The 24,410-nt window shown below is 70.7% G+C and carries 22 protein-coding genes; 9 read left to right on the top strand and 13 right to left on the bottom strand.

Annotation, left to right across the window (positions count from 1 at the left end; translation table 11 throughout):
* Positions 1-19: 19 nt before the first annotated feature.
* From ACZ6S4_RS19315 to ACZ6S4_RS19330, 4 genes are all read right to left on the bottom strand, one after another.
* On the bottom strand, positions 20-550 hold the full coding sequence (locus ACZ6S4_RS19315) for a hypothetical protein (protein WP_465476256.1): 531 nt from the start codon (positions 548-550) through the stop codon (positions 20-22).
* Positions 551-624: 74 nt separating this feature from the next.
* The gene (locus ACZ6S4_RS19320) at positions 625-2,991 is read right to left on the bottom strand and encodes a sodium-translocating pyrophosphatase (RefSeq protein ID WP_465476257.1); all 2,367 of its coding nucleotides are present in this window, start codon (positions 2,989-2,991) and stop codon (positions 625-627) included.
* A 308-nt stretch (positions 2,992-3,299) separates the two neighbouring features.
* Positions 3,300-3,740, bottom strand: a complete 441-nt coding sequence (locus tag ACZ6S4_RS19325) for an ATP-binding protein (protein ID WP_212993691.1) — start codon at positions 3,738-3,740, stop codon at positions 3,300-3,302.
* Positions 3,737-4,108, bottom strand: a complete 372-nt coding sequence (locus ACZ6S4_RS19330) for an STAS domain-containing protein (protein WP_212993692.1) — start codon at positions 4,106-4,108, stop codon at positions 3,737-3,739. The genes ACZ6S4_RS19325 and ACZ6S4_RS19330 overlap by 4 nt, the downstream gene beginning before the upstream one ends.
* A gap of 141 nt (positions 4,109-4,249) precedes the next feature.
* Between ACZ6S4_RS19330 and ACZ6S4_RS19335 the strand changes: the two genes are divergently transcribed.
* A complete protein-coding gene (locus ACZ6S4_RS19335) occupies positions 4,250-6,679 on the top strand; it encodes a DEAD/DEAH box helicase (protein WP_465476258.1) in 2,430 nt (809 codons plus the stop codon).
* On the opposite strand, the gene ACZ6S4_RS19340 is transcribed toward ACZ6S4_RS19335, so the two are convergent.
* The 7 genes from ACZ6S4_RS19340 to ssd all read right to left on the bottom strand — a co-directional run bounded on the left by ACZ6S4_RS19340 (position 6,650) and on the right by ssd (position 11,644).
* Positions 6,650-6,997, bottom strand: a complete 348-nt coding sequence (locus ACZ6S4_RS19340) for an Rv3654c family TadE-like protein (protein ID WP_465476259.1) — start codon at positions 6,995-6,997, stop codon at positions 6,650-6,652. The two genes, ACZ6S4_RS19335 and ACZ6S4_RS19340, sit on opposite strands and share 30 nt — an antisense overlap.
* Positions 6,994-7,311, bottom strand: coding sequence for a TadE family type IV pilus minor pilin (locus ACZ6S4_RS19345; RefSeq protein WP_465476366.1), 318 nt, complete (start codon positions 7,309-7,311; stop codon positions 6,994-6,996). Before ACZ6S4_RS19345 ends, ACZ6S4_RS19340 begins: the two co-directional genes overlap by 4 nt.
* Before the next feature lie 65 nt (positions 7,312-7,376).
* Complete coding sequence (locus ACZ6S4_RS19350) at positions 7,377-7,559, bottom strand: DUF4244 domain-containing protein (protein WP_465476367.1); 183 nt, start codon at positions 7,557-7,559, stop codon at positions 7,377-7,379.
* A gap of 85 nt (positions 7,560-7,644) precedes the next feature.
* Complete coding sequence (locus ACZ6S4_RS19355; protein WP_465476368.1) at positions 7,645-8,220, bottom strand: type II secretion system F family protein; 576 nt, start codon at positions 8,218-8,220, stop codon at positions 7,645-7,647.
* Between the two features lie 360 nt (positions 8,221-8,580).
* The gene (locus ACZ6S4_RS19360) at positions 8,581-9,339 is read right to left on the bottom strand and encodes a type II secretion system F family protein (RefSeq protein WP_465476260.1); all 759 of its coding nucleotides are present in this window, start codon (positions 9,337-9,339) and stop codon (positions 8,581-8,583) included.
* Positions 9,336-10,550: a TadA family conjugal transfer-associated ATPase gene (locus tag ACZ6S4_RS19365; RefSeq protein ID WP_465476261.1), complete on the bottom strand. Its 1,215-nt coding sequence runs from the start codon at positions 10,548-10,550 to the stop codon at positions 9,336-9,338. Before ACZ6S4_RS19365 ends, ACZ6S4_RS19360 begins: the two co-directional genes overlap by 4 nt.
* Positions 10,547-11,644, bottom strand: coding sequence for a septum site-determining protein Ssd (gene ssd / locus ACZ6S4_RS19370; protein WP_465476262.1), 1,098 nt, complete (start codon positions 11,642-11,644; stop codon positions 10,547-10,549). Before ssd ends, ACZ6S4_RS19365 begins: the two co-directional genes overlap by 4 nt.
* A 245-nt stretch (positions 11,645-11,889) precedes the next feature.
* Between ssd and ACZ6S4_RS19375 the strand changes: the two genes are divergently transcribed.
* Both ACZ6S4_RS19375 and ACZ6S4_RS19380 read left to right on the top strand, forming a co-directional pair.
* Positions 11,890-12,255 carry an STAS domain-containing protein gene (locus ACZ6S4_RS19375; RefSeq protein WP_465476263.1) on the top strand — a complete coding sequence of 122 codons (366 nt, stop codon included), beginning with the start codon at positions 11,890-11,892 and terminating at the stop codon, positions 12,253-12,255.
* A gap of 351 nt (positions 12,256-12,606) precedes the next feature.
* Positions 12,607-13,407: an HAD family hydrolase gene (locus ACZ6S4_RS19380; protein WP_360550941.1), complete on the top strand. Its 801-nt coding sequence runs from the start codon at positions 12,607-12,609 to the stop codon at positions 13,405-13,407.
* 273 nt (positions 13,408-13,680) lie between these two features.
* Here ACZ6S4_RS19380 and ACZ6S4_RS19385 read toward each other — a convergent pair whose 3' ends face one another.
* Entirely contained in the window at positions 13,681-14,160 is a 480-nt protein-coding gene (locus tag ACZ6S4_RS19385; RefSeq protein WP_465476264.1) for a PH domain-containing protein, read from the bottom strand.
* Positions 14,161-14,241: 81 nt separating this feature from the next.
* Positions 14,242-14,985, bottom strand: coding sequence for a Fic family protein (locus ACZ6S4_RS19390; protein ID WP_465476265.1), 744 nt, complete (start codon positions 14,983-14,985; stop codon positions 14,242-14,244).
* A 220-nt stretch (positions 14,986-15,205) separates the two neighbouring features.
* Here ACZ6S4_RS19390 and acs point away from each other — a divergent pair, with 220 nt between their 5' ends.
* The 6 genes from acs (at position 15,206) to ACZ6S4_RS19420 (ending at position 24,406) form a co-directional block, all read left to right on the top strand.
* Entirely contained in the window at positions 15,206-17,191 is a 1,986-nt protein-coding gene (acs, locus tag ACZ6S4_RS19395; RefSeq protein ID WP_465476266.1) for an acetate--CoA ligase, read from the top strand.
* 274 nt (positions 17,192-17,465) lie between these two features.
* Positions 17,466-19,874, top strand: coding sequence for an immune inhibitor A domain-containing protein (locus tag ACZ6S4_RS19400; protein ID WP_465476369.1), 2,409 nt, complete (start codon positions 17,466-17,468; stop codon positions 19,872-19,874).
* Positions 19,875-19,969: 95 nt separating this feature from the next.
* Positions 19,970-20,359 (top strand): hypothetical protein, encoded by a 390-nt coding sequence (locus ACZ6S4_RS19405; protein WP_465476267.1) that lies wholly within the window; start codon positions 19,970-19,972, stop codon positions 20,357-20,359.
* Between the two features lie 164 nt (positions 20,360-20,523).
* On the top strand, positions 20,524-22,893 hold the full coding sequence (locus ACZ6S4_RS19410) for an immune inhibitor A domain-containing protein (RefSeq protein WP_465476370.1): 2,370 nt from the start codon (positions 20,524-20,526) through the stop codon (positions 22,891-22,893).
* 109 nt (positions 22,894-23,002) lie between these two features.
* Positions 23,003-23,467 (top strand): hypothetical protein, encoded by a 465-nt coding sequence (locus tag ACZ6S4_RS19415; protein ID WP_465476268.1) that lies wholly within the window; start codon positions 23,003-23,005, stop codon positions 23,465-23,467.
* An 18-nt stretch (positions 23,468-23,485) separates the two neighbouring features.
* On the top strand, positions 23,486-24,406 hold the full coding sequence (locus ACZ6S4_RS19420; RefSeq protein WP_433723958.1) for an alpha/beta fold hydrolase: 921 nt from the start codon (positions 23,486-23,488) through the stop codon (positions 24,404-24,406).
* Positions 24,407-24,410: the final 4 nt, after the last annotated feature.

Raw genomic sequence — 24,410 nt, forward strand, 5'->3', positions numbered from 1 at the left:
CGTCATCAGCAGGTGCCCGTCAGCGGCATTCCGGCGCCTCGTCGAACGCCTTCTTCAGCTCTTCCGAGTCGAGCCGGCTGGTGTCCAGCTCACTCTGCTTGTATTCGACGTTGAGGGTGTCCACCACGGAGCCAACCTTGGTGTAGAAGTCCTTGGACGGGCTGGTGGCCAGCGCCGCGATGCCGCTCTTGGCCCGCCCGTACGCGTCGCGCATCGCACTCAGCGAGGCGGCGAAGCTGTCGGCGACCTCTTTGCCCTGCTCGACGTCCGGGACGCCGGCCTTCTGCACGCCGGCCCGGGCCTTCTCACTGGCCGACTCGGCCCCGCCGAAGAGCCGGGTCAGGTTTTCCTTGGCCTGCGCCGGGGTGGTCTCGGCGGTCATCTGCTGCTGGGTGCGGGTCGCCAGGGTGCCGATCTCGGAGCGCCAGGGCGCGAGCACCGTGCAGACCGAGGCGGCCCAGGCGCGGGGCGCGGGACCGCCCGCGCAACCACCCAGTGTCACGACGAACGAGAGAACAAGCAGTAAGGGTGTGGTGCGGGCCGTGCGCATGGATTGCAGCGTACGGCCAACCTCCGACAGAGGGCACCCGGCGAGTGCCGGGTGCCCTCTCAGCCATGCTGGGATCAGGCGCTGATCCGCTCCGACTTGGTCTCCGTGGTCGGGCTGGGCTCGCCCATGGAGATCGGCTTGCGCTTGCTCCACACCACCGCACCGGCCACCACCAGGGCCGCGACCACCGCGAGGGTGATCCGGACCGGGTCGTTGGCGTCCGCGCCGATGCTCAGCGAGATCACGGCCGGGGCGATCAGCAACGCCACCAGGTTCATGACCTTGAGCAGCGGGTTGATGGCCGGACCGGCGGTGTCCTTGAACGGGTCACCCACCGTGTCGCCGATGATCGTGGCCTCGTGCGCGTCGGAGCCCTTGCCTCCGTACGCACCGTCCTCGACCAGCTTCTTCGCGTTGTCCCAAGCTCCACCGGAGTTGGACAGGAAGACGGCCATCAGCGTGCCCGCGCCGATCGCACCGGCCAGGTAGGAGGCCAGCGCACCGGCACCCAGGCCGAAGCCCACCGCGATCGGGGCCAGGATGGCCAGCAGACCGGGGGTGAGCAGCTCACGCTGCGCGTCCCGGGTGCAGATGTCGACGACCTTGCCGTACTCGGGGCGCTGGGTGCGCTCCATGATGCCGGGGAACTCGCGGAACTGGCGGCGGACCTCCATCACGACCGCGCCCGCGGAACGGGAGACGGCGTTGATGGCCAGGCCGGAGAAGAGGAACACGACCGCGGCGCCGATGAGCAGGCCGACCAGGTTGCGCGGGTCGGAGATGTTCAGCAGGCCGAGGATGCGTGCGCCGATCTGGTCGGCCGGGATGCCCGCGTCGGCCAGCGACGACTGCAGCGTGTTCGTGTACGACCCGAACAGTGCCGTCGCGGCCAGCACAGCCGTGGCGATCGCGATGCCCTTGGTGATCGCCTTCGTGGTGTTGCCGACCGCGTCGAGCTCGGTCAGGATCCGCGCGCCGTTCTCGTCGATGTCACCGGACATCTCGGCGATGCCCTGCGCGTTGTCCGAGATCGGGCCGAAGGTGTCCATCGCGACGATGACGCCGACCGTGGTGAGCAGGCCGGTGCCGGCCAGCGCCACCGCGAACAGCGACAGCGTGATCGAGGTGCCGCCCAGCAGGTAGGCCCCGAAGACGCCGGCGCCGATCACCAGCGCCGAGTAGACGGCCGACTCCAGGCCGACGCTGATGCCGGCGAGCACGACGGTGGCCGCGCCGGTCTGCGACGACTTGCCGATGTCCTGCACCGGGCGCTTGCTGGTCTCGGTGAAGTAGCCGGTCAGCGCCTGGATGGCGGCGGCCAGCACGATGCCGATGACCACGGCGCCGATGGCGACGAGCTGCGGGTTGCGGCCACTGGCGACCACGTCGGGATCGATGCTCGCCGCGTCCCGGAACCCGGCGAAGGTGTCCGGCAGGTAGACGAAGCTGACGATCGCCACGATGACCGCGGACAGCACGGCCGAGATGTAGAACGCGCGGTTGATGGCCGTCAGGCCGCTCTTGTCCGAGGCCCGCAGGCGGGTGATGAAGACACCGACGATCGCGATGACCACACCGACCGTGGAGATGATCAGCGGGAAGATGAGCCCGTCCTGACCGAACGCGGCCTGGCCCAGGATCAGCGCGGCGACCAGCGTGACCGCGTACGACTCGAAGAGGTCGGCGGCCATGCCGGCGCAGTCACCGACGTTGTCGCCGACGTTGTCCGCGATGGTCGCGGGGTTCCGCGCGTCGTCCTCGGGGATGCCCTGCTCGACCTTGCCGACCAGGTCCGCGCCGACGTCGGCGGCCTTGGTGAAGATGCCGCCGCCGACCCGCATGAACATGGCGAGCAGCGCGGCGCCGAAGCCGAAGCCCTCCAGCACGGTCGCGGCGTCGCTGCGGTAGATCAGCACGACGAGCGCGCCACCGAACAGGCCCAGGCCGACGGTGAGGAAGCCGACCACGCCACCGGTCTTGAAGGCGATGCCCATCGCCCTCTCCCGGCCACCGGCCTCACCGGCGGCCGCGGCGACCCGCAGATTCGCCCGGGTCGCGAGGGCCATGCCCGCGCCACCGATGAACGCGCTGAAGACCGCGCCGACGATGAAGAACAGCGAACGGCCGATCTTGACCGTGGTCTCGCTGTCGGTGTTGTGCACCGGCAGCAGGAAGAGCAGCACGACCGCGATGACCACGAAGATGGCGAGGGTCTTGAACTGCCGGAACAGGTACGCCGAAGCGCCTTCCTGGACCGCCCCCGCGATCTCTTGCATGTTGGTGGTGCCGCGGCCCGCGGAAAGCACCGTCTTGACGAAGACAGCAGCGAAGGCCAGCGCCACCAGCGCGAAGACGATCGCGACGATGACGAACGTGACGTTCGAACTGCTGAGCGACCCCCCGCTGCTTTCCGCAGCGAGGGTTATGGAGGTCCCGGACATCAATGTCCTCCTGTACACCGACCGCACCCGGGCAGCGGACGAAACCGCCGGGCGCACTCCCTGCTCTAGGAGACGACAACCTGGTCCCGCGGACGCGGAACCAGGGAGCAGTAGCTGATTACCGGCGTACTGTAGCGGCCGAACGTGGTGATGGTCACACCTGGATCCGGCCGTGTCAGGGTGATGTTTACCGCTGTGTTAGCGGTTGGCACCCGAATCGGTTACCGCTTAGGCTTCGCGGCTCCAGCAGGGGTTTCCCATGCGATGCGCCGAACGGCGTGATTTGTGCGCTCAACGGCGCCTTTGTCTCAGCGCCGGTGTACGGGCCAGACCATCCGGACCTCGGTGCCGGCGCCTTCTTCCACCGGGCGCACCTGCAGGTCGTCCACGAAGCCGGCGAGCAGGGCGAAGCCCACGCCGGTGGTCAGCGCCTCGTCGGTGAGCGACTCGTCGGCCAGCTCGTCCGGCGGCAGCTTGGCCAGGCCGACGCTGGCCTCGATCGGCGCCCGGTCGATGACCCGGACCGTGTACGAGTCGGTGTCGGACATCTCGACCATCACCAGGTCAGGCAGGTTGTACTGCCGGTGCAGGGCGACCGCCCGGGTGCAGGCCTCACCGATCGCCAGCCGGACCTCGTCGAGCAGCTCCTCGGCGACGCCCGCCCGCCGGGCCACCGCCACGCCGACCAGCCGGGCCGTACGCACGTGCACCGGGGCCGGGGAGAACGACAGCCGAACCGTGGCCATCACGCCGTCGGGGGGTTGTCGTCGCGATCGCCGGACGAGGTCGAGGTGGCCGCCTCGACGGAGGGGTAGATCGGGAACACCTGGTCGAGCGCGGTGATCCGGAAGATCTTGAGCAGCGGCTCCTTGGCGCAGACCAGGCCGAACGTCCCGTTGGCGGCACGCAGCCGCTTCAGGGCGCCGACCAGCACACCGAGGCCGGTCGAGTCGAGGAAGTCGACGCGGGCGAGATCCACCACGACGTTGCGCGACCCACCGTCGACCAGCTCCACGAGCCGCTCACGCAGGCGTGGCGCGGTGTAGACATCGACCTCACCACCGACGTCGAGCACCGTGTGCTCGCCGACGGTACGGGTCGTCAGCGACAGCTCCATCGGTCCTCCTCCCTCGGGGTCAAGCCTTCAGGCAGCCGATCTCCACAGCGAATCTAACCACCGACGCTCCGGGCACGACGCGTCGCACCCTCCCGTCGTACCCGTTTGAGGTTCGGGCCATACCGATGTCACAGTGCAGACGTGACCACGACCGTCCCGGGAATCCCGGCCGCACGCGGCGCACTGACCGGGCTGGGACCGGCCGAACTGCTGCACCGGCTGCGCGCCCGCAGCGCCGGCCAGTCGCCGGTCACCCACGTGGAGGAGCTGCCCGCCCGGCCCGGGCGCCCGGTGCCGTGGCCGCAGTGGGCGGCGCCCGAAGTGATCTCCGCGCTCGCCGACCGGGGCATCACCGCGCCCTGGGAGCATCAGGCCGAGGCGGCGGAGCTGGCCCGCGCGGGCCGCCACGTCGTGCTGGCGACCGGCACGGCCTCGGGCAAGTCGATGGCGTACCAGCTGCCCGCGCTGACCGCGCTGGTGGAGGATCCCCGCGCGACGGTGCTCTACCTGTCCCCGACCAAGGCACTGGCGGCGGATCAGCTGCGCGCCCTGGTCCGGCTGGGCGTCGACGGGGTACGGCCGGCCACATACGACGGTGACACCCCGCGCGAGGAACGGGAGTGGATCCGCCAGCACTCCCGCTTCGTGCTGACCAACCCGGACATGCTGCACCACGCGCTGCTGCCGGGCCACGCGCGCTGGGGTGCCTTCCTGCGCCGCCTGCGGTACGTGGTGATCGACGAGTGCCACACGTACCGGGGGGTCTTCGGCTCGCACGTGGCGCACGTCCTGCGCCGGCTCCGCCGGGTCGCGGCCCGCTACGGCAGCGAACCGACGTTCATCCTGGCCTCGGCGACCTCGGGTGACCCGGCCCACGCGGCGAGCCGCCTCACCGGCCTGCCGGTCGAGGCGGTGACCGAGGACGCCTCGCCGCGCGGGGCGACGACCTTCGCGCTGTGGGAGCCGCCGCTGCTGCCGCGCGAGCTCGACGACTTGGAGGCCGAGCTGCCACCGGTACGCCGATCCGCGCTGAGCGAGACGGCTGACCTGCTGACCGACGCCGTGGTGGCGGGCACCCGGACGCTGGCGTTCGTCAGATCCCGGCGTGGTGCCGAGGTGGTGGCGACGATGACCCGGCGCGCGCTGGACGAGGTGGTGCCGGGCCTGGGTGACCGGGTGGCGGCGTACCGGGCGGGGTATCTCAAGGAGGACCGCCGGGCGATCGAACGGGCCCTGCTGACGGGCGAGCTGCTGGCGCTGGCCTCGACCAACGCGCTCGAGCTGGGCGTCGACCTGGTGGGGCTGGACGCGGTGCTGATCTGCGGCTATCCGGGCACGCGGGCGTCGCTGTGGCAGCAGGCGGGTCGCGCGGGCCGGGCCGGGGGCGAGGCGCTGGCGGTACTGGTGGCCCGGGACGATCCGCTGGACACGTACCTGGTCCACCACCCGGAGGCGCTGTTCGGCCGCCCGGTCGAGGCTACGGTGCTGGACCCGACCAACCCGTACGTGCTGGGCCCGCAACTGTGCTGCGCCGCCGTGGAGGCCCCGCTGACGAAGGCCGACCTGGAGCTGTTCGGGGGTGCGCCGGCGCTGGCGGCGGTGGAAGCGCTGACCGGTTCGGGGGCGCTGCGCCGCCGGCCGTCGGGCTGGTACTGGACCCACCGCGGCCGCCCGGACGTGGACCTGCGCGGCACGGGCGGGGCCCCGATCTCGGTGGTCGAGTCGGCGACCGGCCGCCTGCTCGGCACGGTGGACCAGGGCTCGTCCCACGTCATGCTGCACACCGGGGCGGTGTACCTGCACCAGGGCGTGTCGTACCTGGTGGACGACCTGGACCTGGAGGACGCGGTGGCCCTGGTGCACGCGGCCGAGCCGGACTGCCCGGCCGACCACCCCGCCGCCGCCCTTGACCAGACTGAAGGCTTCTGGACTCACGCCCGGGACGTGACGGACCTGTCGGTGGTCTCGGTCCGCGAGTATGTCGACGCGGGCCCGGTCGGCCTGTTCCTGGGCGAGGTGGACGTGACGAACCAGGTGGTCTCGTACCAGCGCCGCCGGATCGGCTCGGGCGAGGTGATCGACACCCGGCCGCTGGACCTGCCCCCGAGAGAGCTGCGAACGGTGGCGGTCTGGTTCACGCTCTCACCGAACCTCCTCGTGGCGTCGGGGGTGGAGCCGGCGGACTTCCCCGGGGCGCTGCACGCGGCGGAACACGCGGCGATCGGCCTGCTGCCGCTGATGGCGACGTGCGACCGCTGGGACATCGGCGGCCTGTCGACGGCGAACCACCAGGACACGGAAGCGCCGACGGTGTTCGTCTACGACGGCCACCCGGGCGGGGCGGGTTTCGCGGAACGCGCCTACGCAACGGCGGCGGAGTGGCTCCAGGCGACGAGAGAGGCGATCGCCAGCTGCGGCTGCGACACCGGCTGCCCGTCGTGCGTGCAGTCCCCGAAGTGCGGCAACGGCAACAACCCCCTGGACAAGAAGGGCGCGGTGGCCGTCCTGGACGCGGTCCTCGCTCAGCTCTCCCGAGCCGACTCAGACCGGTCCCGCGCGGGCGGCAGCTGACGCGTAACGGGTGAGTCCCGGCAGCGGCGTCACGGTGACCTGGACGGCGATGACGATCTCCAGGCCGTCGACGCGGCAGGAAACGAGCCGCGCACCGTTGGCGATGACGAACCGCTCGGCTCTTCGGCAGGCCACCTCCGCACCTTCGATCGCGCGGGCTGCGCCGGCCAGTGCGCCCAGGTCAGCCGCTGTCCGAGCCTGATGCCGGCCGACCCGGGCCGCCCCGACGGCCGCCCCGGCGATCCCAGCTGCGACGAGCACCAACCCGACGGCCAGCACGAAAATCGAGGCGGCACCCCGATCGCCGCTCGTCCTCATGGGACCGTCCCGGTCAACTCGGGTTCGCGAGCGGCGACTGCTTCCGCGCGTACCGAAAGGGCCGGGAGGTGGCCGCCCAGGACCGGAACCGGAGCACGCACCGTGACCGTCACCGTGTCCTCGCCCTCCACCAGATCGATCCGCGCCTCCGCCGGAGCGATGCGGGCGGCCTCCGCGATGCCCGACCCGCCCCGGGCGGCGACCAGCGCGCCCTCCCTGGCGGCGTCCACGCACCGGGCCTGAGCGGTCACCGCCCCGACCGCCGTCAGCCCGGCGAACAGCAGCAGCATGAGCGCCGGCAGCCCGGCCGCCATCTCGGCGGTGAACGCACCCCTGTCCGTCCCGAGCGCCCGCAGACGACCGGGCCACCGGCGCCCACTCACTTCAGGGCGTCGTTGATCACGCCGGTCAGCGACGCCTGCACGGTCGGGCTGCTGAGAACCTTGAGCAGAATGCCGGCGAACGCCACGGCGGCGAGCGTGCCGACCGCGTATTCGGCGGTGTTCATGCCGTCGTCGCCTCGCAGGCCGGCCAGGCGGAGGAACAGTCTGTGCACGTGGATCTCCTTCTTGTGGTGGGTTCTCCCAGGACGTCGCCGCGGACGGCGACCAGCACCGGCGAGTAGGCCGGCGAGTTTCGGTGGGCTCTCACAGGACGTCTTCCAGGACGGCGACGACCACCGGTACGAGGCCGGCGAGCACGAAGGCGGGTAGGAAGCACAGGCCGAGCGGCAGAACGATGAGGACTCCGGCGCGGTGGGCGGCCGCCTCGACCGCCACCGACCGGTCACCGCGCAGGTCATCGGCGAGCCGGGTCAACGCGCCGGCCAGCGCGCCGCCGCTGGCGCTGGACCGGACGGCCGCCGCGACCAGCCGGTCAGCGCCGGGCACACCGGCCAGGTGCGCCCACGCTTCCGGTGGTTCGGCGCCCAGGCGCAGGGACCGGCCCACCCGGTCGAGCCGTTCCCCGAGCGGGCCGCCGAGCGCGTCCGCGACGGCGGAGACCGCCCGGTCGACGGGAGCGCCGGCGCGCAGGACTGCGGCGAGGAGGTCGGCTCCCAGGGGCAGGTCCTCGACGGCTCGCCGGCGGGCTGCGCGCACGTCGGCCGGCTCCCTGCGCCGCAGGAACTGATCCACCCCGACACCGGTGGCGACCCCGAACGGCACGGCCCACCAGTGCCCGACCAGCCCGACCACCGCCAGTCCGGCAGCGACGTCGATCAGGAAGCGCGGGCTGCGGCCGGGCGGACCACCGGGCGACCTGCCCAGTCGGAGTAGTCGACGCCGGACCGCCCACCGCTGGACGAACGACAAGCCGAGAAGGCTCGTGAGCCCGACCAGGCCGAGGATGACGATCAAGGGATCACCTCTCGGACAGGCGTCAGCGCGAAGAGCGCGGCAGTGGCACTCAGCAGCTCAGCCCGTGGACAGGGTGGCGGGAACGATTCGGGGGCTCGTGCGGCGTGCAGAATCGCGGCGGCGCAGCAGGGCTTGAAGGGCACTTGGGCCGGTCGGCCTGGTCGGAGAAACGCGGCAGCGCCGCACATCGGCTCGGTCGTCACGCCGGCACCCGCCATTCCGTCGTCATCGCGTCGGTCCGCTCGAAAGCCGGTCGGCCCAGAGGAGGCCGGCGCACTGCAGGAGGACGGCGCCTATCGCGCACGCCGCTCCCATCGGCGTCCCCAGCAGCACTTCCAGCGGGTCGACCCCGATCCCGTAGCCCAGCGCGATCCCCCCGACCGGCAGCCCCGCCAGCAGCAACGCGGTCGCCTGAGCGCCGGCCGCCTGAGCAGCCGCCGTGGCCCGCGAACGGTCACCGGTCCGGGCGTCGGCCTCGATCCGCTCGATGAGGTCAGCAGCGGGCGCACCGGTCTGCTCGGCCAGCCGCCACACCGCAGCGGTCAGCTCGGCCAGCCGAAGGTCGAAGTCGCGGGGGCTTGTGAGGGGCATCGTCCCTACCGCCAAGCCGGCACGCAGATCGGCGGCCAACGCGTTCAGCCCGTCGAGGCTGCGGGACCGCGCCGCGACGCCCCGGCGACGGGCAGCGCGGCGGACAGCGGCCCGAGCCCCGAGCGCCCCGTAGACCGCGAGCACCAGACCAGCCACCGGCCCGGCCAGGAGAATGCCCACCACCGCACCCGCCGCGACCGCGATGCCGACCGCCCGCCGCGGTGACCCGTCGACCAGCGCCTGCACCCGGGACCACAGTCGGCGAAAACTCACGGCGCTGACGCCCTGCCGGCGCCCGTGGAGCCGCCGCAGCACCGCGCCCGCCGGCCAGGCCGCAACGGCGGCTGCCCCCGCTAGCAACCCGGCGGCGAGCATCCACGCCACCCCGCTCACGGCTTTGCTCCTTGGAGGATCGGTGGTACCGCGACGCCTCGATCGGTCAGGTGGCGGGCCAGCGTCTCGGCGCCCGGCCCCGCGCCGCGACCCAGCTGCCAGGCCGGCACGACAGTCACCAGCCGCTGCTCCCCCGCCGCCCGCAGCACCCCGACGGACTCCAGGACCCGGCCCTGGTGGGTACGCCGTACCTGCAACACCACCTGAAGCGCGGCCAGCACCTGTGCGTGCAGTGCCGCCCGGGGCAGACCGCCGAGCATGCCCAGCGCCTCCAGCCGGGCCGGTACGTCACCCGGCGCATTGGCGTGCAGCGTGCCCGCCCCACCGTCGTGCCCCGTGTTCAGCGCACCCAGCAGGTCGACGATCTCCGCGCCCCGGCACTCGCCGACCACCAGCCGGTCCGGCCGCATCCGCAGTGCCTGCCGCACGAGGTCGGTGAGCCCCACCGCCCCGGCACCCTCGACATTGGCCGTACGCGCCTGCAAAGCCACCACATGCGGATGCACCGGCCGCAACTCGGCGGCGTCCTCCACCAGCACGATCCGCTCGGTGTGCGGCACGAGCCCGAGCAACGTCCCCAGCAGTGTCGTCTTGCCCGACCCCGTCCCACCGGTGACCAGGTACGCGAGCCGAGCCGCCACCACCGCAGCGAGCAGCGGAGCCAGCGCCGGCGGAACAGTGCCGTGCTCGACCAGGTCGCCGAGGCTGAACGGCCGCTGCCGGAACGTCCGCAGCGACAGGTACGGCCCGCTCGTCGCCACCGGCGGGAGCACAGCATGCAGGCGGGTGCCGTCCGCGAGCCGCGCGTCGGCGTACGGCTGACCGTCGTCCAGCCGCCGCCCGCAGGCAGCCGCCAGCCGTTGGGCCAGCCGTCGCACGTCGTCGGCATCCCCCAGCGCAACGGCCGCACGCTGCAGCCCCGCACCCCGGTCCACCCACACCTGCACGCCGTTGACCAGCACGTCGGTGACCGTGGGGTCGGCCAGCAGCGGTGCCAGCGGCCCGGCACCGACGAGCTGGTCGTGCACCCGGTCGGCCAGCCGCAGCACCGCGGTGTCTCCCAGTACGGCAGCACCCGGCTCGGCGCGCACTGCCGACACGACGGCCGCCGGCGTGGCCTCGACGCCGTCTGCGGCGAACTGTCGCCGTACCCGTTCTGCGACTTCGGGGTAGAACTTGCCGGCAGCGTGCCGGCCGACGGTGACGCTCACGCAGCCACCTCCGCGCGCTCTTCCTGGACCAGCTGCCGGATCAGCCGTTTGCACAACTCCGCCAGCGGTCCACGACCGTCGGCCGCCGGGGCGTCCCCCTTCTCCAGCGCCTGGCAGATCGCTGCCTCCGGGCGCAGCGATCCGGCCAGCGGCAGCCCGATCGATCGCGCCACCTCGCGCGCTTTCAGCTTTCCGGGGGCCGGGCCGCGGACCACGACCGCGAGGTTGTCGCAGTGCATCTTGACCATCGCCGCGATCCGGGATGCCGCCGCTGTCGCCCGCAGTTCGGCCGGCACGATCATGATCGTCCGGTCGGCTGCCGCCAGGGCCAGCGTCGCCGCGTCGTCGAGGCGGCGGGGGAGGTCCGCGATGATCACGTCGCGGCCACGGCGGGCCGCGTCCAGGGTCGCCGCCATCGCTTCGGCGGGCACCGGCAGCACCTCGTCTCGGGCGAACGACAGCAGCACCAGGTCACCGCGGTGCGGCAGGGCCTTGAGCAGCGCCGGCGGGTTCACCCGGCCGCCCGTGGCGGCCAGGGCCGGCCAGCGCAGGCCGTCCATCCCCTCCCAGCCCAGGACCAGGTCGAGGCCGCCGCCCACCGGGTCGGCGTCGACCAGCAGCGTGCGGTGACCGCTGCTGGTCGCCGTCACCGCCAGGGCGCCCGCGAGGATGCTCGCTCCCGCGCCGCCCCGGCCGCCGATCACGGCCAGCACCCGGCCCGGCGGGGCCGGCTCGATGCGTTCGGCGAAGCGGTCGACGAGCCACGGCTCGGCCGTGGGCAGCGCGGCCACGTGCTCGGCGCCGAGGTCCCCGGCGACCTCCCAGGCCGCCTCGATCGCCGGAATGTGGCCGACTATGACCATGCGGGGGCGGCGTGGGAACCGCGCTCGCAGGCAGGCCTCGGCCTGGTCGGCCCCGATCACCACCAGCGGGGCGGCCGCGAAGCGGGGCCGGGCCGCCACCGGGTCGGGCGCCACGTCGACCTCGGTGCCGCCGGCCGCGGCCAGGCGCAGCAGGTCGTCGAGAAGGTCCGGGTCGGCCGTCACGACGAGCGGCAGGCGCGGTCCGGAGCGGACGGGAGTGCGGGCAGGCATCGTGGCTCCACGGGTACGGCGGGCGGTTGGGCGCTCACCGTCGCGCTCAGGCCCGGCGCCCTTCAACCAGCCCGGCCCCGGCCTGTGGACAACGCGGCGGGTGTGGACGACGTCCCCGGCCGGGAAGTGATCTGTTATCGCGCCGCGATCGGGGGTAACTTCGGGGGTCGCCCAGCCGATACGTGAGGGGAATGAACGCCCGCGGGGTTGGGTATGTTGGGCCGACCCGGACCGATGGAGTTGGCATGGAGCACCCCACCGAGAGCTCGCTGGGCGATGACGGGACGGCCTGCGTCGCCGTGCTGGGCGAGATCGACTTCACCAATGCCGACGAGGTCGCCCAGGCTCTGCGGGACGCTGTCGCCGACTGGTCCCCGCCGGAGCTGCGGGTCGACCTGCGCGCGGCCACCTTCATCGACTCGACCGGCCTCGGCGCGCTCATCGAGGGCTACCGGACCGCCACCGAGCACGACGCCCGGTTCGTCGTGACGAATCCCAGCCCGAGCTTCCGCCAGGTGCTGACCGTCACCGGCCTGTGCGATCTCTTCGGCATGACCGAGGCGGACGGACGCGCCGAGCAGGACGAGTCCGTCTCCGCAGCCGGGGCCTGAGCAGCGCAGAAGCAGCTGGGGGCCTGATCAGCACAGAAGGGAACGACCCCCGACGGGGGAGTCGGGGGCCGTCCTGGGATTCGGCTCCGGGGGGGTCGAGCCGAATCGGACCCGGTGACCGCGGGGGGCGCAATCACCGAGAATCTGTGTGCGGGAGGAGTGTGTGCGACTTCGCTGATTCCCACCTGTTGCACACAGACAACATGAATCACAGTCGCACCACAAGCATGCCTCAGGAGCGCGCCACCGTCGAGTACCCACGGTGACCGACTACCGTCCACGGGTGTTTTCGTTGCGGTCCGTGGCCCGAGGCGGCCGGGCCGGTGCGCCATGCGGCTACACTTTCGGCCCGTGGGCCCGAGTGCCGCCTTCTTCGACCTAGACAAGACCGTCATCGCCAAGTCCAGCGCGCTGGCCTTCGGACGGCCGTTCTACCGCGATGGGCTGATCAGCCGCCGCGACGTGGTCAAATCCGCCTACGCCCAGCTGATGTTCCGGCTGGGCGGCACGGACGAGCAGACCATGGCCCGCACCCGCGACTATCTCGCCGCGCTGTGCAAGGGCTGGAAGGTCGAGCAGGTCCAGCAGATCGTGGCGGAGACCCTGGAAGAGCTGATCAACCCGTACGTGTACGCGGAAGCGGCCATCCTGATCGGCGAGCACCAGGCCGCCGGCCGGGACGTCGTGCTGGTGTCGGCCTCCGGTGACGAGATGGTCCGGCCGATCGGGGCGCTGCTCGGGGTGACCGACGTGATCGCCACCCGGATGGGCATCGTCGACGGCCGGTTCAGCGGCGAGGTCGAGTTCTACGCGGCCGGCGCGCGCAAGGTCGACGGCGTCCGCGAGCTGGCCGAGGAGCGCGGGTACGACCTGGCGGAGTGTTACGCGTACTCGGACTCGAGCAGTGATCTGCCGCTGCTGGAGGCGGTCGGCCATCCCAGCACCGTGAACCCGGACCGCACGCTGCGCCGGGTCGCGCTGGAGCGATCCTGGCCCGTGCTGGAGTTCCGGCACCCCGTACCGCTGGGTCGCAGGCTGCGGGAACGCCCGGCCGTGCCGGTCGCCGCGGCCGCGCTCGGCGTCGGGGTCGGGGTGGCGATCGGAATCGCCATCTACGGCCGGCACCGCCGCACCCGCGCCGCGCTCGCCTGAGCCCCCGGATGGGTCTGACTAATCTCTCCGGGTGGCTTTACGCTGCCGAAACTCTGGCGATCAAGGGCGGCCGGGCGTAGAAAGAGAGAGCGGAGCCCGTCAACGAGCACCGTGTACGGCCACCGGGAACCCACGCGCGATCAGCCACGGCAGGCACGTTGCGGCGGCACCTCATCAGGACTGCCGACAACGACCCAGGTGCACGCTTGATAGCCCGGTAGGACGTGCGAAGCGACGGCGCCTCACCCGTGAGGCGCCGTCCTCATGTCCGGCTCAGGCCGGGGTGACCGCGGCCAGGTGCCGCTCACGCAGCTCGCGGTAGACCGCGCGGAAGACGTGCGGCCGGGAGTGGAAGTCCATGCCCTGGGCCCACAGTTCGGTGTTCACCATCGTCCCGTCGCGGCGCTCGATCAGCACGGTCATGCCGGCCTCGATCTCCCAGCGGCCGAGCTTGTGGGTGTGCCGGTGCAGCCGGACGTGGGCGATCTCCTCCCACCGCATCGTGCGGGAGCGCAGCAGTCCCCGGACGCGCAGGCCGGCCGGGCCGACGTAGACGCCCATCTCGCGGATCCGCCAGCCGCCGACCACCCAGACCGTCGTGATCGCCGTGGCCAGGATGCGGACCCCCGCGCCGGCCAGTCCGAACTGCTCGACCGTGCTCCAGCCGAGCAGGGCCAGAGCGATGGCTTCCCAGCCGATCACCAGCCAGCGGCCCGAGCCCGGGGTGTACGGACGCTTCCACTCGTCTCCCACCCGGCCGAGTATGCCAACCAGCCCCGGCAGAAATGGGGTGTTCCGGACATCGACGCAGATGGCAGCCAACCGGGCGAGGTGCTACGTACCCGAAGGGCTCAGCACGGTGTCACCGATCTCCGCGATCTCGTCGGCTCCCGCGGACACCGCCGCCGCGTAGTGCCGCAGCCAGGACCGCACGCCGTCGGGGGTGCCGGTGGCATACGCCCCCGCCGCGCCCACGTACTCGGGCTCGCGGGCCAGGTGCCCGGCCTCCACGCCGACCAGGCCGCGGGGGTCGAAACCGCGGCCGATGAGGGTGAGCCGGGCCGCCGCGCGGGCGACGATGCCGGCCGGGCCGGCGAACGGCTTGAGCGTCAGCAGCTCGGCGTGCACGATGGCGGCGAGCAGCAGCGGCGGGGTGCGGTCGTTGCCGGCCACGAGCCCGGCCAGCGCGTCGATGCGCTCGGCGCCCGTCTCGAGCCGGCCCAGCGCGGACTCCGGGACGACACCGCGGGCCGCCAGCACGTGCAGCCGGGCAAGCACCTGGCGTGGCGCGCGGGGCCACAGGTCGACGAGTCCACCCAGCGCTTCGGCGACCCGCAGGGCACCCTGGACCACCGGGTCGGTGACCGTGCCGGCGCGTACCTCTTCGAGGTCGTACCGGTGCTCCTCCAGGGCCGCGCTCGCCACCGCGGCCCGCAGGCTCACCTCGGCGGCCACCTGGCCGCCGTTGCGGCGCAGCGCGCGGTGCCGCAGCGCGGTGTCGACCCGCTCGCGCGCGGCGGTGAACGCGGGCTCGACGTCGGCGAGCGCGAGCAGCGGGGCCAGTGGATCAGCAGTCACAGGCCAACCGTAGCCGGAAAAAGCCCGGAAACCTGGGGTGCGCGAAGTGGCTCGTAAGTGGCAAGATTCGCGCAGTACCGATCATCTCGTGCCCGATCGGCGCGCGCGGATTGCCATTCGGCGCGGCCACAGGGCACTACAGCTTGCAACTCTCGCCGGGCCACCCCGGCAGAACTAGTGTTCAGACGAAGCGACCGGTCATGGCAGAGGAGCCGCCCTCATGAGCGAGACACTGGAGAACCTGTACTCGGAGACGCGGACGTTCCCGCCGCCGGCCGAGCTTGCCGCCGCCGCCAACGTCAAGGCCGCGGCATATCAGGAGGCCGACGACAACCGCGAGGCGTTCTGGGAGCAGCAGGCCCGGCGCCTGCACTGGGCCAAGCCCTGGGACCAGGTGCTGGACTGGTCGAACGCGCCGTTCGCCAAGTGGTTCGTCGGCGGTGAGCTCAACATCGCCTACAACTGCGTGGACCGCCACGTCGAGGCCGGCAACGGCGACAAGGTGGCCATCCACTGGGAGGGCGAGCCCGGCGACACCCGCACCATCACGTACGCGGACCTGCTCCGCAGCGTCAGCCAGGCGGCGAACACGCTGACCGAGCTGGGCGTGACGGCCGGCGACCGGGTGGCGATCTACCTGCCGATGATCCCGGAGGCCGCGGTCGCGATGCTGGCCTGCGCCCGCATCGGCGCGCTGCACAGCGTGGTCTTCGGCGGCTTCTCCGTCGACGCGCTCGCCACCCGGATCCAGGACGCCGACTGCAAGCTGGTCATCACGGCCGACGGCGGCTACCGGCGGGGCAAGCCCTCGGCGCTCAAGCCGACCGTGGACGAGGCCGTCGCGCAGTGCCCGAGCATCGAGCACGTGCTGGTCGTGCGCCGCACCGGCGAGGACGTCACCTGGGGCGACAAGGACCTGTGGTGGCACGAGACCGTCGAGCAGGCCAGTGACCAGCACGAGGCGCAGGCGTTCGACGCCGAGCACCCGCTGTTCATCCTCTACACCTCGGGCACGACCGGGAAGCCCAAGGGCATCCTGCACACCACCGGCGGTTACCTGACCCAGGTCTCGTACACCCACAACGCGGTCTTCGACATCAAGCCGGAGACCGACGTCTACTGGTGCACGGCCGACATCGGCTGGGTGACCGGCCACTCGTACATCGTCTACGGTCCACTGTCGAACGGCGCCACCCAGGTCATGTACGAGGGCACCCCGGACACCCCGCACCGCGGCCGGTTCTGGGAGATCGTCGACAAGTACAAGGTCAGCCTGCTCTACACCGCACCCACCCTCATCCGCACGATGATGAAGTGGGGCGACGACATCCCGGCCAAGTACGACCTGTCGTCGCTGCGCATCCTGGGCAGCGTCGGCGAGCCGATCAACCCCGAGGCCTGGATGTGGTACCGCGAGCATGTCGGCCACGACAACGCTCCCATTGTGGACACCTGGTGGCAGACCGAGACCGGCGCGATGATGATCTCGCCGCTGCCCGGCGTGACCGCCTCGAAGCCGGGCTCGGCGATGACCCCGCTGCCGGGCATCTCCGCCGACGTGGTCAACGACGAGGCCGAGTCGGTGCCGAACGGCGGTGGCGGCTTCCTGGTGCTGCGCGAGCCGTGGCCGTCGATGCTGCGCGGCATCTGGGGTGACGAGCAGCGTTTCAAGGACACGTACTGGTCGCGCTTCGGCAAGGGCGCGGGTGTCGGCGACGAGTGGATCTACTTCGCCGGCGACGGCGCCAAGAAGGACGCCGACGGCTCGCTCTGGCTGCTCGGCCGGGTCGACGACGTCATGCTGATCTCCGGGCACAACATCTCGACCACCGAGGTGGAGTCGGCCCTGGTGTCGCACCCGTCGGTGGCCGAGGCCGCGGTGGTCGGCGCGACCGACCCGACCACCGGCCAGGCGATCGTGGCCTTCACCATCCCACGTGGAAATGTGGACACTTCGGGTGATGCCGGCGAGAAGCTCATTCAGGATCTGCGCAGCCACGTCGCCAAGAAGCTCGGCCCGATCGCCAAGCCGCGCCAGATCATGCTGGTGGCCGAGTTGCCCAAGACGCGGTCCGGCAAAATCATGCGGCGCCTGCTCAAGGACGTCGCTGAGAACCGTTCGCTGGGTGACGTCACGACGTTGCAGGACTCCGCGGTGATGGATCTGATCTCCTCCGGTATGCAGGCCGGGAAGTCCGAAGACTGAGACAGTTGTCGATAAACGGCGGCAGCCCTGCGATCGTGCAGGTCTGCCGCCGTTTCATGTGCACAGTCCACTTTCGGGTATATGCCGGTACTTGCATGATGGAAAAACCATAATGCGTAACCATCGCTCATCAATATCCCGGGACTCTTCCAAGACATAGGTGTGTTTGCATACGTTCACGTGAGCCTCGAATCCGAGGCCGGTTTACCGCCGTCCGCTGCAACCCCAGCGCTCGGTCACGTCAACGGAGGTACACGTAGTGCGCAAGGTGGTCGTGGGACTACTCGGCGCCGCGATGGTCACCAGCGTCGGGGTCATGCTCCCCGCCGGTGCCAACGCCGCCCCGCCAGTGGATCCAGCGCCGGTCGCTAAGGCCGATGCCAACTCAGCACCTGTCGACGATCTGCCCAACCCCCTCGAGGACAAGCGCCGCGCGCTGCGCGAGCAGGCAGTCGCCGACGTGGTCAGCGGCGAGGCCAAGGCCGTGACCAAGAACGGCAGCTCGGTCGTCAAGGTCGGTCGGACGCAGGGCTCCGGCACCAGCAACCGGGCCGTCGCCAAGACGGGTCAGGACCAGTACGTCGAGATCAGCCGCGAGCGGACCGACCGGATCTTCGTGATCCTGACCGAGTTCGGCAACGAGCGCAGCCCCAGCTACCCGGACAAGGACATGGCTCCCACCGTGCCCGGCCCGGCGCGCTTCGACGGACCGCTGCACAACGAGATTCCCGAGCCGAACCGCGCCGTGGACAACTCGACGGTGTGGCAGGCGGACTACTCGGCCGACTTCTACCGCAACCTCTACTTCGGCGAGGGCACGGGCGTCGAGTCGGTCAAGACCTACTTCGAGAGCCAGTCCTCCGGCCGGTACAGCGTCGACGGCGAGGTCACCGACTGGGTGAAGGTCCCGTTCAACGAGGCCCGCTACGGCCGCTCGAACGACCTGCCCACCGACGCCAACGGCGACGACCCGGCTGTCTGCGCGAGCAACGTCTGCAACAACACCTGGGCCCTGGTCCGCGACGCCGCCAACAAGTGGGTGGCCGACCAGCAGGCCGCCGGCCGCAGCGACGCCCAGATCGCCGCCGACATGAAGTCGTTCGACGAATACGACCGCTACGACTTCGACAACGACGGCAACTTCAACGAGTCGGACGGCTACATCGACCACTTCCAGATCGTCCACTCCGGCGGCGACCAGGCCGACGGTGACCCGTACCAGGGTGAGGACGCCATCTGGAGCCACCGCTGGTACGCCTTCGGCACCGACCAGGGCCGCACCGGCCCGGCCGGCAACCTGCTCGGCGGCACCCAGATCGGCAACACCGGCATCTGGATCGGCGACTACACGATCCAGCCGGAGAACGGCGGCCTGTCGGTCTTCGTGCACGAGTACGGCCACGACCTGGGCCTGCCGGACGACTACGACACCTCCGGTGGCGGCGACAACAACAACGAGCACTGGACCCTGATGGCCCAGAGCCGGCTCAGCGCCAAGGAGGACCAGGGCATCGGTACCCGCCCGGGCGACCTCGGTGCCTGGAACAAGCTGCAGCTCGGCTGGCTCGACTACGAGACGATCGTGGCCGGGCAGTCCAAGACCCTGAACATGGGTCCGGAGGAGTACAACACGGCCAAGGCTCAGGCCGCGGTGGTCGTACTCCCGGACAAGGAGGTCTCCACCGATCTCGGTGCGCCGTTCGCGGGTGAGGGTCAGTTCTTCTCCGGCAACGCCGACGACCTGAACAACTCGATGAGCAAGACCATCGACCTCACCGGCAAGACCACGGCGGGGGTCACGCTCAAGGGCCGCTACGACATCGAGGTGGACTACGACTACCTCTACTTCGAGGCCTCGACGGACGGCGGCACCACCTGGACCCGGCTCAACGGCACGGTCAACGGTGCGGCCTTCCCGACGGACGCCAGCGGAACGCCGGCGCTGACCGGCAGCACCGCCGGCGCGTGGGTCGACATCGCGGTGCCGCTGAACGCGTACGCGGGCAAAAAGGTCGACTTCCGCCTGCACTACCTGACGGACGGCGGTGTCTCCGAGGGCGGCTTCTTCGGTGACGACGTCACCATCACCGCGGACGGCGCGACCGTGCTGGCCGACGGCGCCGAGGGTGCCACCACCTGGACCCTGGACGGCTTCTCGATCGTCGGCGCCGCCTCGGTCGAGGAGTTCGACAACTTCTACATCGCCGGCCACCGCAGCTACGTGTCGTACGACAAGTACCTGAAGACCGGCCCGTACTTCTTCGGCTACCTCCCGGCCCTGCCGGACAAGGTCGACCACTACTCGTACCAGGAGGGTCTGCTCATCTCCTACTGGGACACCTCGCAGGTCGACAACAACACCAACGTCCACCCGGGCAGCGGCCGCAACCTGTACATCGACAGCCGCCCGGCGCCGTTCTACAACCTCGAGGGACTGCCCTGGCGGGCCCGCATCCAGGTGTACGACGCGCCGTTCAGCCTCAAGAAGGCGGACTCGTTCACGCTGCACATCAACGGCAAGCCCAGCTACATCCGGGGCCAGGCCGCGCAGCCGCTGTTCGACGACACCAAGAAGTACTTCTACGACGAGCTGCCGAACCACGGCGTCAAGCTGCCCGCCGTCGGCGTCAAGATCAAGGTCGTCGACGTCAACGGTACGTCCATGAAGGTCAAGTTCAGCTGATCCCGATCAGCACGAGCGGCGCCCGGGGAGTCCACTCCCCGGGCGCCGTCCCGTTTCCGGGGAACCGCGAAGATTGCCGGTCCGTCCAAGGGGCCGTGACCAGAACCGGGATCCTCGTGCTCGCCGCCGCCATGACCGTGCTGTCCGGGTGCGCCGCCGGCAACGAGCCCACCGCCGCTCCCCCGCGGGCCGAGCGGACCGTGACCCCGCTGCCGACCCTGACCCGGCCCACCGCCCCGCCGAGCGAGCCGACCGACGACATCAAGGCCACCGAGCTCATCGTCGGCACGGTCAACCGCGGCGGCTCAGGACCCTGCTACGGCCTCGTCACCGACGACGGCGTCCAATATGCCCTCTATGAAGCCAAGGGTCGGGCATTGACCATCGGCATTCGGATAAAGGCCGACGTCAGCCCGTCGACGCTGGATATCGCTTGCGGGGCCGGCACTCTGGTCGAGGTCAAGACCTTGACGCCGGTCGGCTGAGCGCGCCCGCATAAAGATTCCCTTTCTTTTGGCCCCAGCACTTCCATACATCTGACTGTTTGCATACGTTCACGTGAGCCCCGAATCACGGGGCCGTTTTCCGCCGATCAGCTGCACCCAGCGATCGGTCACGTCAACGGAGGTAGTACGTGCGCAAAGTAGTCGTGGGACTACTCGGTGCCGCAATGGTCAGCAGTGCCGGGATCATGCTCCCGGCCGCGGCGATGGCGGCCCCTCCGGTGGACCCGGCCCCGGCGACGGCCAGCAAGAAGGCCCCCGTGGACGAGCTGCCCAACCCGTTCGAGGACAAGCGCCGCGAGCTGCGCGAGGAGGCCATCAACGGCATCCTCAAGGGCACGGTCAAGACGCAGCAGCGCGGCGGCAGCACCGTGGCCAAGGTCGGCAAGACGCGCGGTGGCGGCGAGACCAACCGCCGCGTCGCCAACGCCGGCCAGGACCAGTACGTCGAGCTCACCAACGAGCGGACCGACAAGATCTTCGTGATCCTGGCGGAGTTCGGCAACGACCGGCACCCGAACTACCCGGACGTCGACAGCGACCCGCTCACCCCGGGCCCGACCACGTTCGAGGGTCCGCTGCACAACAAGATCCCCTCGCCCGATCGCACCAAGGACAACACCACGGTGTGGCAGCCCGACTACAACCGGGCCCACTACCAGGAGCTGTACTTCGGTGAGGGCAAGGGCGTCGAGTCGCTGAAGACCTACTACGAGACCCAGTCGTCCGGCCGCTACAGCGTCGACGGCGAGGTCTCCGACTGGGTCAAGGTCAACTACAACGAGGCCCGCTACGGTCGCGACTGCGACGTCAACGGCGTCTGCACCGACACCAACATGTGGGCGCTCGTCACCGACGCCGCCAACAAGTGGGTCGCCGACCAGAAGGCCGCCGGCCGCTCGGATGCGCAGATCGCCGCCGACATGAAGTCCTACGACCAGTGGGACCGGTACGACTTCGACGGTGACGGCGACTTCAACGAGTCGGACGGCTACATCGACCACTTCCAGATCGTCCACGCCGGCGGCGACCAGTCCGACGGTGACCCGCAGCAGGGTGAGGACGCCATCTGGGCGCACCGCTGGTACGCGTACAACACCTCGGCCGGGATCACCGGCCCCGCCACCAACAAGGCGGGTGGCACGCAGATCGGCAACACCGGCGTCTGGATCGGTGACTACACTGTCCAGCCCGAGAACGGCGGCCTGAGCGTCTTCGCTCACGAGTACGGCCACGACCTCGGCCTGCCGGACGACTACGACACCTCCGGTGGCACGAACAACAACAGCGAGTTCTGGACCCTGATGGCCCAGAGCCGTCTCTCCGGCGCCGGCGAGCCCCTCGGCACGCGCCCGGGCGACCTCGGTGCCTGGCAGAAGCTGCAGCTCGGCTGGCTGGACTACGAGACCCTGGTCGCGGGTCAGAAGAAGACCCTCGAGCTCGGCCCGCAGGAGTACAACAGCGCCAAGGCGCAGGCCGCCGTCGTGGTCCTGCCCGACAAGGAGGTCACCACCGACCTCGGTGCGCCGTTTGCCGGCGAGAAGCAGTACTTCTCCGGCAACGACGACAACCTGAACACCACGCTGACCAAGTCGGTCGACCTCACCGGGGCCACCTCGGCGTCGTTCGACCTCAAGGGCCGCTACAACATCGAAGAGGGTTACGACTACCTCTACTTCGAGGCCTCCACCGACGGCAAGGCGTGGACCGCGCTCAACGGCACGGTCGACGGTGCCCCGCTGGGCGTCGACGGCGCTGTGCCGCCGCGTCCGGCCCTGGGTGGCGACAGCGGTGGCGAGTGGAAGAACATCAGCATCCCGCTGACCGCGTACGCCGGTAAGACGGTGCAGGTCCGCCTGCACTACATCACCGACGGTGGTCTGTCCGCGGGCGGCTTCTTCGGCGACGACCTCACCATCACGGTGAACGGTGCCGCGGTCTCCACCGACGGTGCCGAGGGCACCCCGGCCTGGACCGCTGCCGGCTTCAGCGTCGAGGGTGACTCGATCACCGCCGAGTACGACAACTTCTACATCGCCGGCAACCGCACGTACACGTCGTACGACAAGTACCTGAAGACGGGCCCGTACAACTTCGGCTGGCCGACCACCAAGCCGGACTGGGCCGAGCACTTCTCGTACCAGCAGGGTCTGCTGATCTCGTACAACGACACGTCGTTCGCCGACAACAACGTCAACCAGCACCCCGGTCAGGGCCGCAACCTGATCGTGGACAGCCACCCGGCACCGTTCTACAACCTCGAGGGCCAGCCCTGGCGGGCGCGCATCCAGCTCTACGACGCGCCGTTCGGCCTGACCAAGGCCGACTCGTTCACGCTGCACGTCAACGGCAAGCCCAGCTACATCCGGGGCCAGGCCGCGCAGCCGACCTTCGACGACACCAAGAAGTACTTCTACGACGAGATCCCGTGGGCCGGCGTCAAGCTGCCGGCCGTGGGCGTCAAGATCAAGGTCGTCGAGCAGAGCGGCACCTCGCTCAAGGTCAAGTTCTCCTGATCCACCGCAGCACAGCGACGCCCGGGGCCTCGGCCCCGGGCGTCGCCCTTTTCTCACCCCCACGGGAACCCGCAGGGCCGGGCCCGGGTCTCACTCACGGAGGTGGGTCATGATCTCGTTTTCCCGTACGGCCGCAGCAACGTTCCTGGTCCTCACGAGCCTGACGGCCTGTTCAGCCGGGTCTCCGGTGGCACCGGGCACCTCCGTGCCGGTCACGCCCAGCGTCTCGGCGACCTCCGTCACGCCATCCAGCGAGCCCGCCGTCTCGCCCAGCGGCCCGTACAACTCGGTGCCCACCGGCCCGGCGCCCTCCAAGCCGGCCGGCATCCCCAAGACGCCGACGGACATCGTCCGCTCACCCGGCTGGATCGAGGGCACCATCACCCGCGGCGGCACCGGCCCCTGTTACGGCCTGGTCACCTTCGACGGCGTCGCCTACGCGATGTACTCGGACAAGGGGACGAAGCTGGCCGAGGGTGACCACATCAAGGCCGCGCTGACCCCGGCCAAACTGCGCATCGACTGTGGTGCGGGCATCCCGGTGAGCATGGGTGCCATCCAGCACTTTCCCTAGGCCCGTACGCTGGTTCGCATGAGTGCCCAGGTGGACGAGGCGTGCGTACTGACGGAGGGTCCCTGGACCCACCGTTTCGTCGGCGCCAACGGCAGCCGCTTCCACGTGGTCGAGGCGGGCACCGGACCGCTCGTCCTGCTGCTGCACGGCTTCCCCGAGTTCTGGTGGGCGTGGCACGACGTGCTGACCCGGCTCGCCGACGCGGGCTTCCGGGCGGTCGCGATCGATCTGCGCGGCTACGGCGCCAGCGACAAGCCCCCGCGCGGCTACGACGGCTACACGATGGCCGCCGACGTGACCGGCCTGATCCGGGCCCTCGGCGAACGCTCCGCGATGATCGTCGGGGCGGGTGCCGGCGGCATGATCGGCTGGGCGGCGGCGGCCTTCCACCCCAAGATGGTCAGCCGGCTCGTGGTGCTCGGCGCGGCCCACCCGTTGCGGCTGCGCGCGGCGCTGTTCGCCGACCCCCGCGGCCAGGCGGCGGCGAGCGCGTCGATCCTGCGCTTCCAGGTCCCCCGCTACGAGCACGTGCTGACGAAGAACGACGCGGCCCTGGTCGGCGAGCTGATCGAGCACTGGAGCGGTCCGAGATGGACGCAGACGGCCGCGTTCGAGGAGTACGTCGCGCGGTGCCGGGAGGCCATGCAGATCCCGCAGGCGGCGTTCTGTGCGCTGGAGGCGTACAGGTGGGTGTTCCGGTCGGCGTTGCGGTTGCAGGGCTACCGGTTCGTCAAGCTGATGCAGCAGCCGCTGGTCACCCCGACACTGCAGATGCACGGCGAGCTGGACACGGCGGTGCTGCCCCGCACGGCGCAGGGCTCGGGCCGCTACGTGATCGCGCCGTACGAGTGGCGCCTGATCCCGGACGCCGGCCACTTCCTGCACCAGGAAGCGCCGGACCTCGTCACCGGCGAGATCCTCCGCTGGCTGAAGGCCTGAGGTT

The organism is Actinoplanes sp. NPDC051405, assembly GCF_055586185.1.